Annotated in this window: 10 protein-coding genes; 4 read left to right on the top strand and 6 right to left on the bottom strand. The window is 72.3% G+C overall.

What is annotated here, in order from left to right; genetic code table 11:
* Positions 1-145: 145 nt before the first annotated feature.
* On the bottom strand, positions 146-1,306 hold the full coding sequence (locus OKJ99_RS25795; protein ID WP_326019916.1) for a LacI family DNA-binding transcriptional regulator: 1,161 nt from the start codon (positions 1,304-1,306) through the stop codon (positions 146-148).
* Positions 1,307-1,574: 268 nt separating this feature from the next.
* On the opposite strand from OKJ99_RS25795, the gene OKJ99_RS25790 reads away from it, so the two are divergent.
* Both OKJ99_RS25790 and OKJ99_RS25785 read left to right on the top strand, forming a co-directional pair.
* On the top strand, positions 1,575-2,525 hold the full coding sequence (locus OKJ99_RS25790; protein WP_326019915.1) for a phosphotransferase family protein: 951 nt from the start codon (positions 1,575-1,577) through the stop codon (positions 2,523-2,525).
* Positions 2,526-2,798: 273 nt separating this feature from the next.
* The gene (locus OKJ99_RS25785) at positions 2,799-4,700 is read left to right on the top strand and encodes an ATP-binding protein (protein ID WP_326019914.1); all 1,902 of its coding nucleotides are present in this window, start codon (positions 2,799-2,801) and stop codon (positions 4,698-4,700) included.
* Here OKJ99_RS25785 and OKJ99_RS25780 read toward each other — a convergent pair.
* From OKJ99_RS25780 to OKJ99_RS25770, 3 genes are all read right to left on the bottom strand, one after another.
* Entirely contained in the window at positions 4,678-7,053 is a 2,376-nt protein-coding gene (locus OKJ99_RS25780; protein ID WP_326019913.1) for a SpoIIE family protein phosphatase, read from the bottom strand. The two genes, OKJ99_RS25785 and OKJ99_RS25780, sit on opposite strands and share 23 nt — an antisense overlap.
* Before the next feature lie 175 nt (positions 7,054-7,228).
* Complete coding sequence (locus OKJ99_RS25775) at positions 7,229-7,669, bottom strand: spore germination protein GerW family protein (protein ID WP_326019912.1); 441 nt, start codon at positions 7,667-7,669, stop codon at positions 7,229-7,231.
* A gap of 91 nt (positions 7,670-7,760) precedes the next feature.
* Positions 7,761-8,732: an alpha/beta fold hydrolase gene (locus tag OKJ99_RS25770; RefSeq protein ID WP_326019911.1), complete on the bottom strand. Its 972-nt coding sequence runs from the start codon at positions 8,730-8,732 to the stop codon at positions 7,761-7,763.
* A 241-nt stretch (positions 8,733-8,973) separates the two neighbouring features.
* On the opposite strand from OKJ99_RS25770, the gene OKJ99_RS25765 reads away from it, so the two are divergent.
* The gene (locus tag OKJ99_RS25765) at positions 8,974-10,227 is read left to right on the top strand and encodes a PucR family transcriptional regulator (protein ID WP_326019910.1); all 1,254 of its coding nucleotides are present in this window, start codon (positions 8,974-8,976) and stop codon (positions 10,225-10,227) included.
* A gap of 36 nt (positions 10,228-10,263) precedes the next feature.
* On the opposite strand, the gene gdhA is transcribed toward OKJ99_RS25765, so the two are convergent.
* A complete protein-coding gene (gene gdhA / locus OKJ99_RS25760; RefSeq protein WP_326019909.1) occupies positions 10,264-11,619 on the bottom strand; it encodes an NADP-specific glutamate dehydrogenase in 1,356 nt (451 codons plus the stop codon).
* A gap of 305 nt (positions 11,620-11,924) precedes the next feature.
* Here gdhA and OKJ99_RS25755 point away from each other — a divergent pair, with 305 nt between their 5' ends.
* Positions 11,925-12,368 (top strand): hypothetical protein, encoded by a 444-nt coding sequence (locus tag OKJ99_RS25755; protein ID WP_326019908.1) that lies wholly within the window; start codon positions 11,925-11,927, stop codon positions 12,366-12,368.
* 56 nt (positions 12,369-12,424) lie between these two features.
* Here OKJ99_RS25755 and OKJ99_RS25750 read toward each other — a convergent pair whose 3' ends face one another.
* Positions 12,425-13,423, bottom strand: a complete 999-nt coding sequence (locus OKJ99_RS25750; protein ID WP_326019907.1) for a LacI family DNA-binding transcriptional regulator — start codon at positions 13,421-13,423, stop codon at positions 12,425-12,427.
* Between the last annotated feature and the right edge of the window lie 172 nt (positions 13,424-13,595).

Below are 13,595 nucleotides of genomic sequence, written 5' to 3'. Positions count from 1 at the left end.
CCGCCGGCATCGCCGCGATCGACGCGCCGTTCCCGGCGTACGGCGAGCCGGACGCGTACCGCGAGTCCGCCCGGCAGTCGTTCGACATCGTTCATCGTTCGACATCGTTGTCAAAGCAGGGCGGTGGGGCGCCGGGGTGCGTGGATCAGCCGGGGGTGGGGCCTCGGCCGGTGGGGGCACGACGAGTGGGGGCGCGTCCGGTGGGGGCACGACGAGTGGGGGCGCGTCCGGTGGGGGCGCGGCCGCGGTCGGCGGGGGCCGGGCCGCTGCTGCCGCGCGGGACGAGCCGCGGGGTCTCGTCCTCGACGGTGCGCGCGGGCCCTCCGTCGATCAGCGCGAGCAGCTCCTCCGCGGCATGCCGCCCGAAGGCCGGGGTGTCACGGACCAGGGCGGACAGGGGCGGGTGTGTGGAGCCCGTGAGCACGGACTCGTCCCAGGCGACGAGCGTCAGCGCGCCCGGCACCTCGATGCCGAGCGAGGCGGCGACGCCGAGCCCGGCGACGGCCAGCACATCGGTGTCGTAGACGATCGCCGTGGGCCGCGCCCCATGGGTGTCGAGCACCTGCCGGGTGGCGTCGACGCCCTGTTGCCGGGAGTAGTCGGTGGGGATGCTGCGCACGTCGGCGGGGTCGAGACCGAGCCGCTCCGCCTCGTCGCGCAGGGAGCGCATGCGCTGCTGGGTGTGGGCGAGATGGGGCAGCCCCGCGATGTGCGCGATGCGGCGGTGCCCGAGTCCGTGCAGGTGCTGGACGATGCCGGCCATCGCCCGGGTGTCCGAGGCCCACACGCTGGAGATGCCCGGGTGCGCCGAGCCACCCTCGCCCCTCGGCACGGATCCGACGAACGCGGCGGGCAGGCCGAGCTCGTCGAGCAGCGACGGGCGCGGGTCGCCGTCCCTCGGGTCGACGACGAGCACACCGTCGACCCGCCGCTCGGCCCACCAGCGACGGTAGGCCGCGCACTCGGCGTCCAGGTCGGGGACCACCAGAAAGAGCAGTCCGATGCTCCGCCCGGCGAGCGCCTCCTGGATCCCGGACACCAGTTGCAGGAAGAAGAACTCCGCGCCCAGGGCATGCGCGGGGCGGGCCAGGACGAGCCCCACCGTGGCGGTGCTGTCCCCGTTCAACGCCCGTGCCGCCGCGCTCGGTTGCCACCCGAGCCGGTCGGCGACCGCGCGCACCCGCTGACGGGTGGCCGGCGAGACACCGGGCCGCCCGTTGAGCGCCAGGGACACGGCGGACTCGGACACCCGCGCCTCTTCGGCGATGTCCTTCAGGGTCGAGCGTCTGGAGGGAGTACGGCGCATGGAATCTCCTGCCACGCCTACCGGCAAGCCGCCCCCGAACGGGACGGCCCGAAACCCAACCGCCCTGAACTCAAGCGGTTGAGTGCCAGAACGCTAAAGCGCTGAAGCTCCGGGGGCAACAGGTCGCGCACCAATTGCCGCTATGAGGCACGTATTTGATGTGCCGATCGGTACAACCAGCCGTCACAAACCGTGATTTGGCATGGCGAAGACATGCATGCAGTGTCATGACACGACACCCTCACCCCTCCTCTGATCTACTGGGCGGATGGAAGAGTTCCCGCCCGTCACCGACCCCTGGCCCCGCCGCCTCGCCGAGCGCGGACACACCGGCGCGCGCCGTATCGGCGCCGGCGTCGAGGGTGTCGTCTACGCGCTCGGGGGTGGCCGGGTCGCCAAGGTGTGGACCGGGCGCCCGCCGACGGGCCTCGCCCTGTCCCGGCAGGTGTACGCGGACATCGCGGCACACCCTCTGCCGTTCGCCACGCCGGAGATCTTCGAGGCCGCGGAGTACGAGGGCGTGGTGGTGACGTACGAGCGCGAGCTGCCCGGCGCGTCGGTGCACGGCGACTCCGCGCACGAAGAGTTCGACCGTGAACTGCCCGCGCACCACCGGGATGTGCTGTTGACGACCCTGCGGGGCCTGGCCACCGTGCCCGCGACGGAGGCGATGCGCGCGCTCACCGTCCAGGGCGACGACCGCCCCCTGTGGCAGGGGCACCGCCGCTTCCCGTCCGCGCTCGCGGCCCTCGTCTCGCGGGCCGTCGCCCGGAACCGCGACGCCCTGGCAGTTCTCGTGCCGGGCCTCGACGCGGGCGTCGAGCGCACACTCGACGCGCTGCGCTCGCTCCCCGACGTTCCGGACACCGCGATCCACGGCGACCTCGTCCCGCCCAACATCCATGTGGACGGCTCCGGCCGCCCCGTGGCCGTGCTCGACTTCGGCTTCTACACCACCGGCGGCGACCCGGCCTTCGAAGCCGCCGTCACCGCTGCCGTCTGGGACATGTACGGCCCGCACGCGGCGGCCCACGCCGCGCATCTCACCCGGCTGTTCGCCGACGAACTCGGCTACGCGCCCACGGCCTTGAGCGTCTATCAGGCGGCGTACGCCCTCACCACCTACGACCTGTTCGGGATGGGCGTCGACGACGGCCACTTCCGCTGGTGCGCCGAACAGCTGCTGCGCAACGACGTGTTCGGCGGCCGACAGCCCTGATCCGGCACGGCGGGGCGGGTGTCCGGAAAGGACACCCCCGTGTGGGGATTCCGTAATGAGATGTACGCGAGATGTGTCCGTGACGGGTGTTTCTCATGGATTTCGTCATCGGGTGCATCCGAATTGGGTGCCCTGCGGGTACGCCTGCGCCCGCACGCACTACCGGGGCGCACCACCGGCGTTGAAGCTGCCGGGAGTCTCCGACAGTAACGATTCTGCTGATCTTCGCTCACCACTCTTCGTTCCATTCATCGAAGCCGCAAAGGACACAAGGTGCGCAAGCAAGCCGGCGAGGTGGGCACGCTTCTCAGGCTCGTCGCGGACAGCAGGGCAGACGACTCCCTCATCGGGCGAGAAGCCGAACTGACCCAATTGCGGAGCCTGTTGTCGGGCCACCGACTGGTCACCGTCACCGGCCCTGTCGGGGTCGGCAAGAGTCTGCTGGGCGACGTCGCCGCGCAGCGGGCCCGGCCGTCCCGGCGGCAGGTGGTGCGGGTGTCCTGGCCCGAGGCGACCGGCCGGCCGGGGGCCTTCCGGGACGCCGTGCGACAGGCGCTGCTCGGCACCCCGCTCTCGCCGGACGGCCCGAGCGCCGGGCGGCGGGCGGGCCCCCGGGTCCTGCTGTTCCTGGACGACATCGACCCGGTCCATGACGAGTGCGTCGGAGTGGTGCAGCGGCATCTGCTGCACCACCCGACGCTCCAGGTCCTGATCACCGCTCGCCGCCCCCTCGGACTCGGCGACGAGGCGGTCCTGCGGCTCGGCCCGCTCGCCACCGGGCCCGAGGCCGACGGCTCCCCCTCGCCCGCCGCGCGCCTGTTCCTGGCCACGGCGGGTCGCGCGCTGCGGCACCGTGATCCGGCCACCCTCGAACGCGTCCAGACCATCTGCCACACCCTCGACGGACTGCCCCTGTCGATCGAACTCGCGGCCGCCCAGCTGAGGTCGTACTCCCTGCACGACCTGGCCGAGCTCGTGGAGCACGGGCAGTCCTGGCTGCACAGCCCCCGTCCGCGCCTGCGGCGGCACCGTTCCGTCGAGGAGGCCGTCGGCGCGGTGCACACGCTGTGCTCCCCCTGGATGCGGATGGTGTGGAGCCGCGCCAGCATCCTGGCCGGGCCGTTCGGCGAGGCGGCCGCCGTCCTGCTGTGCACCGGCGGCGAGATCGCCCCGCACCAGGTACCGGGCCTGCTGACCCAACTGGCCTCGCTCGGCCTGCTCCAGCACGAGAACGACCCGCACGGCCCCGGCGAGCCGCGCTACCGCATGCCCGCGGCTGTACGGGAGTTCGGCGAGCGCCGGCTCACCGAGGCCGGCGAGCTCGACATCGCGGTCGAACGCCGGGCGGGGCACTGCCGAAGGGTCGTGCACCTCGCGGAACACCTGTGGGAGCACGGTCATCAGACGCAGGCGGTACGTCTGGTGGCCGACGAGCAGCACAACCTCAACGCCATCCTGCGGTACGCGCTGACGGACCCCCGTCCCGAGGCCACCGTCGCCGCCCTGGAGACCGCCACCCGCCTGTGGTTCTGGTGGGTCACGGGCCACGCCGCGGCCGGGCTGCGCTATCTCCTCCAGCTCCTGGCCCGGTGCCCCGACGACCATCCCGCGGCGGCCCCCGCGGCCTGGCTCGCCGCCTGGCTCGCCGCGCGCACCGACCCGGACACGGCCCTCACCCTGCTCGACCGGATCTGGCCCGGCGCGGTCCTCGACGGCGACGACACCCTGCTGGCCCGCATCGCCCACGTCCACGGCCTCATCGCTCTCACCCTCGGTGACCCCCTCCAGGCCGCCGACCTCTTCGAGCAGGCCTGCGTCCTCACCCCCGACCGTGTCACCGGCGGACCCGGCCGTGCCGTCTACCTGGCGGCCCTCGCCTTCGCCCGGCGGGACACCGAGCCACGCGCCGCACACCGCGCGGCCCTCGCCGCCCTCGCGCAGCCCGGGCTGCGCGACGACATGTGGTCCAGCATGCGCGCCCGCTACGCCCTGGCCCTCGTCGACCACCAGAACGGTCGTGCCTCCAGGGCCTGGACGCGTGCCCACCGCGCGGTGTCCGACGCCGACTCCGCCACCTGCGCACCGCAGGCCCACGCCGCGCTGCGCTCCCTGCTCACGGTGCTGCGCACCGGGCAGGCCACCCCGGCCCCGGTCATTCCGGGGCTGTCCGCATGACGCGGGCGGGTCCGGTGGCACAGCCGCTGAGGCCGGTCGTCGGGCCGGGGACCGCCGGGGCCGGGGTCTCGGCCGGGCGCATCGCGATGATGGCGATGTCGTCGGCCAGGTGATGGGTCCAGTCGCGTACGCCGGCGTCGAGGTGGTCCACGAGGTGCTCGGGGGTGCCGTACGGAGCGCGGATCAGGCCCTCGGTGAGCGGGTAGAACTCGCCGGTCGAGTTCCGGGCCTCGCTCAGTCCGTCGGTGTGGGCCACGAGCGTCGCCCCGGCGCCCAGGCGCACCGTGTGCGGGATGAGCGGGGCGCCGGAGCCGAGCGTGCCGAAGCCCAGGGGCAGCAGGGTCGGGACGTCGACCTCCGTGACGCCGGCGGATGTGACCTCCAGCGGGGTGAGGTGGCCGCAGTTGACGACGTGCAGCTCGCGGACTTCCTGCTCGGGGCCGTCGTGCTGCAGCAGCAGCGCCGTCGCGAACAGTTCCTCGTCCCCTCGCGTGGCGGCGGCGCGCAGCACCTGCCGGTCGAGGCGCGCGGCGAGTTCCCCGAGCTCCTCCGTCTCGAACGCCTGGCTGCGGAAACAGCCCAGCAGGTCGGTGACGGTCTGCACCGCCTGCAACCCCTTGCCGCGTACGTCGCCGATGAGGATGCGGGTGCCGAACGGGGTGTGCAGGGCCTCGATGAAGTCGCCGCCGATGCCGGTGTCCGCGGTGGCGGGCCGGTACAGGCTCGCGAGGTGCAGTCGGCCCAGGTCCTCGGGTATGGGGTGGAGCACGGCGTGCTGCAGGGTGCTGGCGGTCTGGCTCATGCGGGCCAGCCGGTCCCGCTGCTCCCGCCGTGACCAGACGAGGGCGCCGGCGGCGGCGCCGAAGGCGAGCGCGACGATCACGGTGCCGGCGTCGCCGATGCCCGTGCGGGTCAGCAGGTACTGCAGTGCCGCGGTGCAGGCCACCGCCACGGAGACCGCGACGCGGCCGAGCAGCAGGGCGGCGACGGCGAGCACGATCGTGCCGACGCGCAGCAGCTGGCGTGCCTCGGCGGGCACGGGGACGCTGTCGATGGCGGAGGTGTAGGGCAGGGCCTGCGCGGCGGCGGTGCCCAGGAGGATGGAGCCGGGCAGCAGGGCGGCGCTGGTGCCGAGGTGGGTGCGTGGGAGGGCGGCGAGGTAGCGCGCCATCTGCGGTGCGGCGGCCAGCATGACGCCGAATCCGATCAACGCCACGACGGCGAAGTCGCCGAGCACCGGGTAGGCGTCCGCGCCGAGCCCCGCGTGCAGCAGGACCAGGCCGAGCGCGGCCAGCGGCAGACCGAGCGAGGAACCCGTCACCGGTGCGATCGCGCGGTGCCGCACCAGCAGACAGCTCGCCGCGCCGCCGACGCCGAAGGCCGACAGGACGAACGCCGCGGACTCGGGGCCGCCACCCCGCTCGGCCGCGAGCGAGGGGAGGGCCATGGCGAGCACGACCTGGGTGAAGCCGAGCGCGAGGCCCGCGACCAGTGCGCCCGCCCGCAGCGCACCCGGCATCAGCGCGGGGCGCCCGCGGGACGCCATCGACAGGCCGGGGCAGCGCAGCCGCGCGACGACGAGGGCGAGCGTGGAGGCGAGCAGCAGCAGGCCCACGCGCGGGTCCGCCCACCCCCACACGGGGGCGAGCTGCAGCGTCGCGGGGGCGAGGACACCGAAGGCGATCAGGCAGCAGGCCCGTGGCCGGTCCGGCATCGGATGCCGCGTCGTCGCGGGGGGCTCGGGCACGTAGCGATGCACCAGTAACAGCGCCGCGAGCGCCGCGACGGTCATGGCGACCATGGCCACGCGCCACCCCGTGGTGGACGCCGCCCGCGGCGCCAGGTTCACGGCGAGCACGAAGCCCACGGACATCGCGGCCAGCCAGCCGCCCATCACCTTGCGCATCCGGCCGGGCAGGAACACGGTCGGCAGGAAGGCGAGGCAGCTGACGAAGACGGCGGCCAGGGCCACGGCGACGACGATCCGCCCGAGCACGTACGACCAGCCGTCGAACGCGACGGCGAGCAGCGCGCAGCCGACGGCGAGCCCCGCCAGGGACACGATCAGCACGGAGCGCCGGCCCCGCAGGTCACCAGCCCGTCCCGCGACGAACAGGGTGAACAGCGCCAGGGACGAGCCCACGACGCGGGCGACCACCTCGTGACCCGCACCCAGGCCGAGCTCGGCGTGGACCAGGGGGACCGCGGCGGAGTGCACCGCGGGTGCCACCACGTACAGGGCCGCCACGGCGGCGAGCAGCAGCCCGACCACACGCGTCGATCCCCGTGTGCCGTCCGCCGCCACTCCGGCGGCGGCCCTCGCTCCGCCTCCGGACGCACCGGTGCCGACCATGTACTGACCTCCCTGGGTTCCCCCCTTCCGCGTGGTCCTCCCAGGGACAATCGTCGGGGATCACATATGACCTTTGTAAGGACCGAAAGTCCCTAAAGGAACTTTACAGACAAGCAGGAGGTAACTGGATCGATCACCTGAGTCGGCACCGGGCCCGACGCCTCGGGCCGAGACTTCAGTCCGACTTCTCGTGCCGCCCGAGACGCGCCTTCGCCACCGCCCGCATCACCTTGCTCCCCGCGACGCCGACCAGCAGTGTGGCGAGCGGCAGGGCGACGTCCACCCACGGGTCACGGATCGGCTTGTAGGTGGCGGTTCCGTCCTTGATCTCGATGAAGCCGAGTGGCTTGGCCCCCGCGCCGCCTCCGCCTCCCCCGCCTTCCCCGTCCTTGTCCCCCGCCTTCTCCCGCCCGGCGCCGCCGCCGAAGCCGAAGCCGACCTGGGCGACCGGGACGACGGTGATGCCCTCCCGGAAGACCGGCTCGCCGAAGACCGCGGCGACGGAGGCCCGGCCGCCGAGCTTGTCGGCCAGCCGTTCCAGCAGCGCGGCGGATGCGTGGGCGGTGGTGAGTTCGGCCGACGAGGTGGCCACGGCCTGTCCGTCCTGACTGGTCATGCGGTTCCTCCCTGGCGCCTTCCGTGCCGGAGCACTTCACGCTAGGCCGGAGGCATTCGCTCCGCCAGCGTCGTACCGGGAGGAGACCGACTCAGAGCAGCTGCAGGCCGTAGCCGTGGCAGGACGGCTTGAAGTCCGCCGGTCCGTCGGCGAGGGCGTTCATGGTGATCTGGAGCGTCGGGTCGTCGTTGAAGAGACCCATGTGCCCCGCCCGGTCGCCGGGACAGACGTCCTGCAGCACCACGTTGTCGACGTCCTTGCCCTTGAGCGCCTGGGTGGCGTAGGGCGTGACGACGGTGTCGTACTTCGTCATGACGACGGTGTAGTGCGGCCCGTCCGGGACGGTGTCGCCGTCCGCCCACATCTCGCGGGTGTACTCGGAGGTGTTCGTCTGCTCGATGACACCCGGGAACTGGGCCACGTTCGACAGACGTGTCACGAAGCCCATCAGGTTCAGCGCGGCGCCGAGGTCGGTGATGCCGTTGAGGTCGGTGCCGTGCGAACTCGGCGCCCAGCCCACGTAGTTGTCGACCTTTTCGGCGCCGCCCATCTTCTTCATCCACCACATCGGGACGTTGCCGCCGAGCGAGTGGCCGACGATGTCCACCTTCTTCGCGCCCGTCGAGGCGAGCGTCCTGTCCACGAACGCGTCGAGCTGAGCCGCGGACTCGCGGTTCGGGCCGAGGCCGCCGACGCGTCCGAGGGACACCGACGTGAACCCGTAGTTCATGGCGTAGACGCAGTAGCCGGCGTTCTTCAGACGGGGCGCCGCCTTCACGAAGTTGGCGCCGAAGTTGAAGAAGGTGCCCGGCAGCAGGACAACGGGCTCGGGATGCTCGGCACTCGGCTTGCACGACCAGTCGTTGGCGCCGGCAACGGCTCCCGGGGAGCTCACATAGTTGGCCAGCGCCTGCGCCACACCTCCCTCGGGAAGTCTCTTCGCGTCGTCCGCCCGCGCGGGAGACGCGGCCGACAGCATGAGCACGGTGGAGGCGCAGACGGCCGCGGCGGCCAGGACCTTGTGGGACCTCGGTCCCCGCGGGGACGGATCGGTCACGGGCATGGGTGTCTCCTGAGATACGTCACGGAGGGACGGGCATCGAGGTAAGACTGAGGCAGCGGGCACACCCCTGCACCCCGGCCGACGTCCAGACATCGGCGGCGCTGTTTGTGACCCGTCACAAAACGCCGCGTCCACGGGAGACCCACCCACCGCCCCGGACGCACCCTTGACACCCCCGGCCGCGACCAGCGAGCTTTACTGCGCTACGCGTAGGTAACCTCGGGCGCCGCAAGGAGGCCGCATGATCGGCGATGCCGCGCCGCCGCTGCCGCTGAGCTTCGACGGTGTGCCTCTGCACCAGCGCCTGAGCGACGCGCTCCCGCCGCTGACCGGTCGCGTCCTCGACCGCCTCGTCGACCAGGTTCCGGTGTACGACACCATGCCCCGCGAACAGCTCCGTGGCGAGATCCAGGGCGTCGTCGAGCAGTGCATCGCCTCCTTCGCGGCGATGCTGCGCACGGGTCGACTCCCCAGCGAGGGACGCTTTCTGGCGCTGCGTCAGTCGGCGGCCAAGCGCGCAGAGGAGGGCGTGCCGGTCGAGGCGGTGCTGCGGGCGTACCACATCGGCGCCCAGGAGTGCCTGCAACAGATGCTCCGCCACGCCACGGCGGACGACCTGGACCATGTGCGGGCCGCCACCGGTCTTGTCCTGGAGTTCCTGGAACGGATGACGGTGACCGTGGTGGCGGGATACACCGCCGAGCGGCAGGCGGTGCTCGGCGAGGAACAGTCGGCACGTCAGGACCTGTTGACGGCGCTGGTCGAGGGGACGGATGTGCTGGGTGCCGCGGCCCGTTGGGGCCTGGACGTTCCCGACTGCTATCTGGTTCTCGACCTGTCCATCGGCGCTCACCCGGACGAGGCACTCGACGGGGTGAGTCCGGTGATCGCGGGCAAGCGCAAGCTGCGCCGTCTACGGGTGGAGCTGGACCGGCATGTCGAGGGCACGGTCCTGTCCGCACTGTCCGGCGACGGCGGCCTGGCGCTGATCCCGTGCCGGGCGGCGTCCGACCGGGTGACACACCAGGACTGGGCGCGGCTGGCCGGCGCCGTCTCCCACATGTGCCGCGTCGCCGGGGTCGACATCATGGCGGGCGCGGCGGCCGCCGCCCCGGCGGATGTTCCCGCGGCGGTGACGCTGGCGCGGGAGGTACGCCGGGTGGCGGCGGCCTCGGAGCGGCCCCCGGGGCTGTACCTGCTCCCGGACGTACTGCTGGAGTACCAACTGATGCGCCCCGGCCCGGCACGGGACGAACTGGCCCATCTGATAAGGCCGTTGACCGAGCGGCCCGAGCTGCTGGCCACGGTGCGCGGGTATCTGCGCTGCGGTCTGAGCCGCCGTCGCACCGCACACGAACTGTGCGTGCACCCGAACACCGTCGACTACCGGCTGCGCCGCGCCGCCGAGATCACGGGCCTCGACGTCACATCGGGCCCGGACGCGCTGCGCGTCCGGGCCGCGATCAGTGCCCTCGACGCGACGGAAGCGCCGTAGCCGGGATGTCCCGTAGCCGGGGTATCCGGCCTGACCTCAGATGACGCCCTGCGCCAGCATCGCGTCGGCGACGCGCTCGAAGCCCGCGATGTTCGCGCCGGTCACGTAGTCACCGGGGGCGCCGTAGCGCTCGGCGGTCTCGTGGCAGGTGGCGTGGATGTCCTTCATGATGTGCGCCAGCTCGTCCTCGACCCGCTGCGCGGTCCACGAAGTACGGGCGTGGTTCTGCGCCATCTCCAGCGCGCTGACGGCGACGCCGCCCGCGTTGGCCGCCTTGCCGGGCCCGAAGGCGACGCCCGCCTTCTGGAGCAGGTGCACGGCCTCGGGCGTCGTCGGCATGTTCGCGCCCTCGGACACCGCCTTGACGCCGTTGCGGATGAGCGCGGTGGCGGCGTTCTCGTCCAGCTCGTTCTGCGTGGCCGACGGCAGCGCCACGTCACCGGCGACGTCCCAGACGCTCCCGCCGGGCACGAACCGGGCGGAGGTGCCGCGGCGTTCGGCGTACGCGTCGACGCGCCCCCGCTCAACCTCCTTGATCTGCTTGAGCAGTTCGAGGTCGATGCCCTTCTCGTCCACGACGTACCCGGAGGAGTCCGAGCAGGTGACCGGGTTCGCACCGAGGGCGTGCAGCTTGTCGATGGTGTAGATGGCGACGTTGCCGGAGCCCGACACGATGACCGTCTGCCCCTCCAGGTCCTCGCCGCGCTCGCGCAGCATGGCCTCGGCGAACAGGACGTTGCCGTACCCGGTCGCCTCCGGGCGGATCAGCGAGCCGCCCCAGCCCTGCCCCTTGCCCGTGAGGACGGACTCCCAGCGGTTGGTGATGCGCCGGTACTGACCGAAGAGATAGCCGATCTCGCGGCCGCCCACACCGATGTCACCCGCGGGGACGTCGGTGTGCTCACCGATGTGCCGGTACAGCTCCGTCATGAAGGACTGGCAGAACCGCATGACCTCGGCGTCGCTGCGCCCGTGCGGGTCGAAGTCGCTGCCGCCCTTGCCGCCTCCGATGCCGAGACCGGTCAGCGCGTTCTTGAAGATCTGCTCGAAGCCCAGGAACTTGATGACACCGAGGTTGACCGACGAGTGGAAGCGCAGGCCGCCCTTGTACGGGCCGAGCGCGCTGTTGAACTCGACGCGGAACCCGCGGTTGACGTGGACCCGGCCACGGTCGTCCTGCCACGGCACCCGGAACATGACCTGCCGCTCGGGCTCGCACAGCCGCTCCACGAGGGCGGCCTCGGCGTACTCGGGGCGGGCCTGGAGAACCGGCGCGAGGGTCTCGAGGACCTCGTGCACGGCCTGGTGGAACTCGGGCTGCGCGGGGTTTCGCTTTTCGATCTCGGCGAGAAGGTTGCCGAGGGTGTCCTGCGTGTTGGATCGCGTCGTCACTGAAAGCCTTTCGGGCTCGGCAGTCGCCATCTCCCTGCGGGTGCGGCTCGCTCGGGTCCGGTCGTTCGATGAGCGCGCGGCGCCATTGCCGTGCGTGGGACAGGGCAAGTGTTACGCGCACGTAAACGCCTTGACCAGTGCCATCCGAATTCCGGACGGCGCGGGCCCGCACACCCGCGCCATCGCCCTGAACAAATAGCCATGTATCACTCGATTCCGACCACTTGAACCGGGACTTCCGGGGGCGAGGAGCAGTGAGGGACAATACAACCCTGGCGTCCGAAGCCGGCGGGAAGGAAGCGCGCGTGATCAAGTGGGTGTCCATCGAGAGCACCGGACCGCGTCCCGTCCCCCGGCCCGTGGCCACGCCGCTGGTGTGGGCGGTGACCGGCGGCACCGCCCTGCTGCTCGTGGCGCTCATCAACACGTTCCTCGGACCGGGCCGCCCCTGGCTCGCACTCACCGCGCTCGCCCTGCTCGCCGCGGGCCTCGGCTTCTGCGCCAGGTTCACCGCGGCGCCCGGCACCGCCGTGCTGTGCTGGCTGTTCCTCAACGGCTTCGCGATACCGCCCGCGGGCACGCTCAGCTGGATCGGCCACCGTGACACGCTCTGGCTGACCTGTCTCCTGACCGCCACCCTCGTCGGCACACTGTGGGCCCGCCTGACCCACGCCCGGGCCGCGTACCGCACCATCGCCCCGGCTCCGACCCCGCGGACCGCACTGAGCGACGACCCGCTGGCCCGCTGAATCGCACAACGGGCGAGGAGCGGGTGGAGCGGGCGGGCCGCCAAGGTGCCGCACGGCTACGCCCGTTGGCCCCAGCCCTGCGGATCGACGAGGCGCCCGCCCTCGAACCAGACGTGCGCGCCGACCGGGGGCTCGGCCATCGCGTCGGACAACAGGCGGGCCGCCGTCGCGCCGTACTCGCGCGGTGACAGGTCGATGACGGGGCCCGTCGCGAGGGGCGGGTCGGAGGCGAAGGAGGCGACCGCGATGCCCGCGCGCCCCGCGGAGTCGCCGACCTGCGCCAGAGCCTGTTCCGCCTGGGTCGCGAGTCCCTGGACGCCGCACACGATGGCGTCCACCCCCCGGTCGAGGGCCTCGCGCACCGCCCGCTGGACCGACTCGGGCGTCGGGTTCTTGGCGAACGTGCGCGTCGCTCCGGACAGGCCGGAAGGCCCGCCCTTCGACGTCCAGGCCTCGAACACATGCTGGGCATCGGACACGAAGGCAGACGTGATGTCCGCTGACATGCCCCAGAGTTCGAAGCGGCGACACCCCTTGCGCCCGAGGCGTTCCAGCAGGTCCTTCTGCAGTTCGGCGTGGCGCGCCTCCAGCGTGACGGCGGCCCGAAGCCCTTCGGACGACTCGTAGCGGCCGACCGCCACGACGGGGACCTGCGCGCGGATCAGCGCCGTGACCACCGGATCGTCGACTCCCGGGTCCACGGCGATCACGCCACCGAGCTGCCGTCCGCTCGAGAGCGAGTCCTCGCCGACCATCAGCACCGTGTCCACGCCCCACGTCAGCGCCTCCCCCGCGACACCGAACGCGAAGCGCATGTAGAACTCCAGGTCACGGGCCTCCAGCGGACCGTGGTACCCGATGGCTCCGATGCTGCGGGTGCGCAACTGCCGGGCGAGCCGGTTGCCCACGTAACCCAGTTCGTCCGCCGCCGCCCTGACCCGCTCGCGGGTCTCGTCGGACACCCGCCCCTTGCCACTCAGGGCCTCCGAGACCGTGGTGCGGGACAGGCCGACCCGACGGGCGACGTCGATGAGCGTCACAGTGCGCGGGTTCATGCGCCACACCCTAAGTGAGCCGCGAGCGGCAGCGCCGCTCGCCCCTCACCCCTTGTGCCGCGAGCCGACTCAGGTGCACACTCATCCACCGTGCCGAATCGATTCGGCATATCGGCAGAGCGTCGACACAACGAGGTGTTCCGTGCCCCAACTCTCCCGCCACCCAGCCGCC

The sequence above is a fragment of the Streptomyces endophyticus genome, assembly GCF_035798155.1.
In the GTDB taxonomy this organism is placed as follows: domain Bacteria; phylum Actinomycetota; class Actinomycetes; order Streptomycetales; family Streptomycetaceae; genus Streptomyces; species Streptomyces endophyticus.
The sequence above is the reverse complement of the archived record's forward strand: the minus strand, read 5'-3'. Positions and strand labels throughout refer to the sequence as shown.

Excerpts from the sequence above, each read along its gene's own strand:
- OKJ99_RS25790 (WP_326019915.1), top strand. The coding sequence starts at position 1,575 with ATGGAAGAGTTCCCGCCCGTCACCGACCCCTGGCCCCGCCGCCTCGCC.
- OKJ99_RS25775 (WP_326019912.1), bottom strand. The coding sequence starts at position 7,669 with ATGACCAGTCAGGACGGACAGGCCGTGGCCACCTCGTCGGCCGAACTC.
- OKJ99_RS25770 (WP_326019911.1), bottom strand. The coding sequence starts at position 8,732 with ATGCCCGTGACCGATCCGTCCCCGCGGGGACCGAGGTCCCACAAGGTC.
- OKJ99_RS25750 (WP_326019907.1), bottom strand. The coding sequence starts at position 13,423 with ATGAACCCGCGCACTGTGACGCTCATCGACGTCGCCCGTCGGGTCGGC.
- OKJ99_RS25780 (WP_326019913.1), bottom strand. The coding sequence starts at position 7,053 with ATGGTCGGCACCGGTGCGTCCGGAGGCGGAGCGAGGGCCGCCGCCGGA.
- OKJ99_RS25765 (WP_326019910.1), top strand. The coding sequence starts at position 8,974 with ATGATCGGCGATGCCGCGCCGCCGCTGCCGCTGAGCTTCGACGGTGTG.
- OKJ99_RS25795 (WP_326019916.1), bottom strand. The coding sequence starts at position 1,306 with ATGCGCCGTACTCCCTCCAGACGCTCGACCCTGAAGGACATCGCCGAA.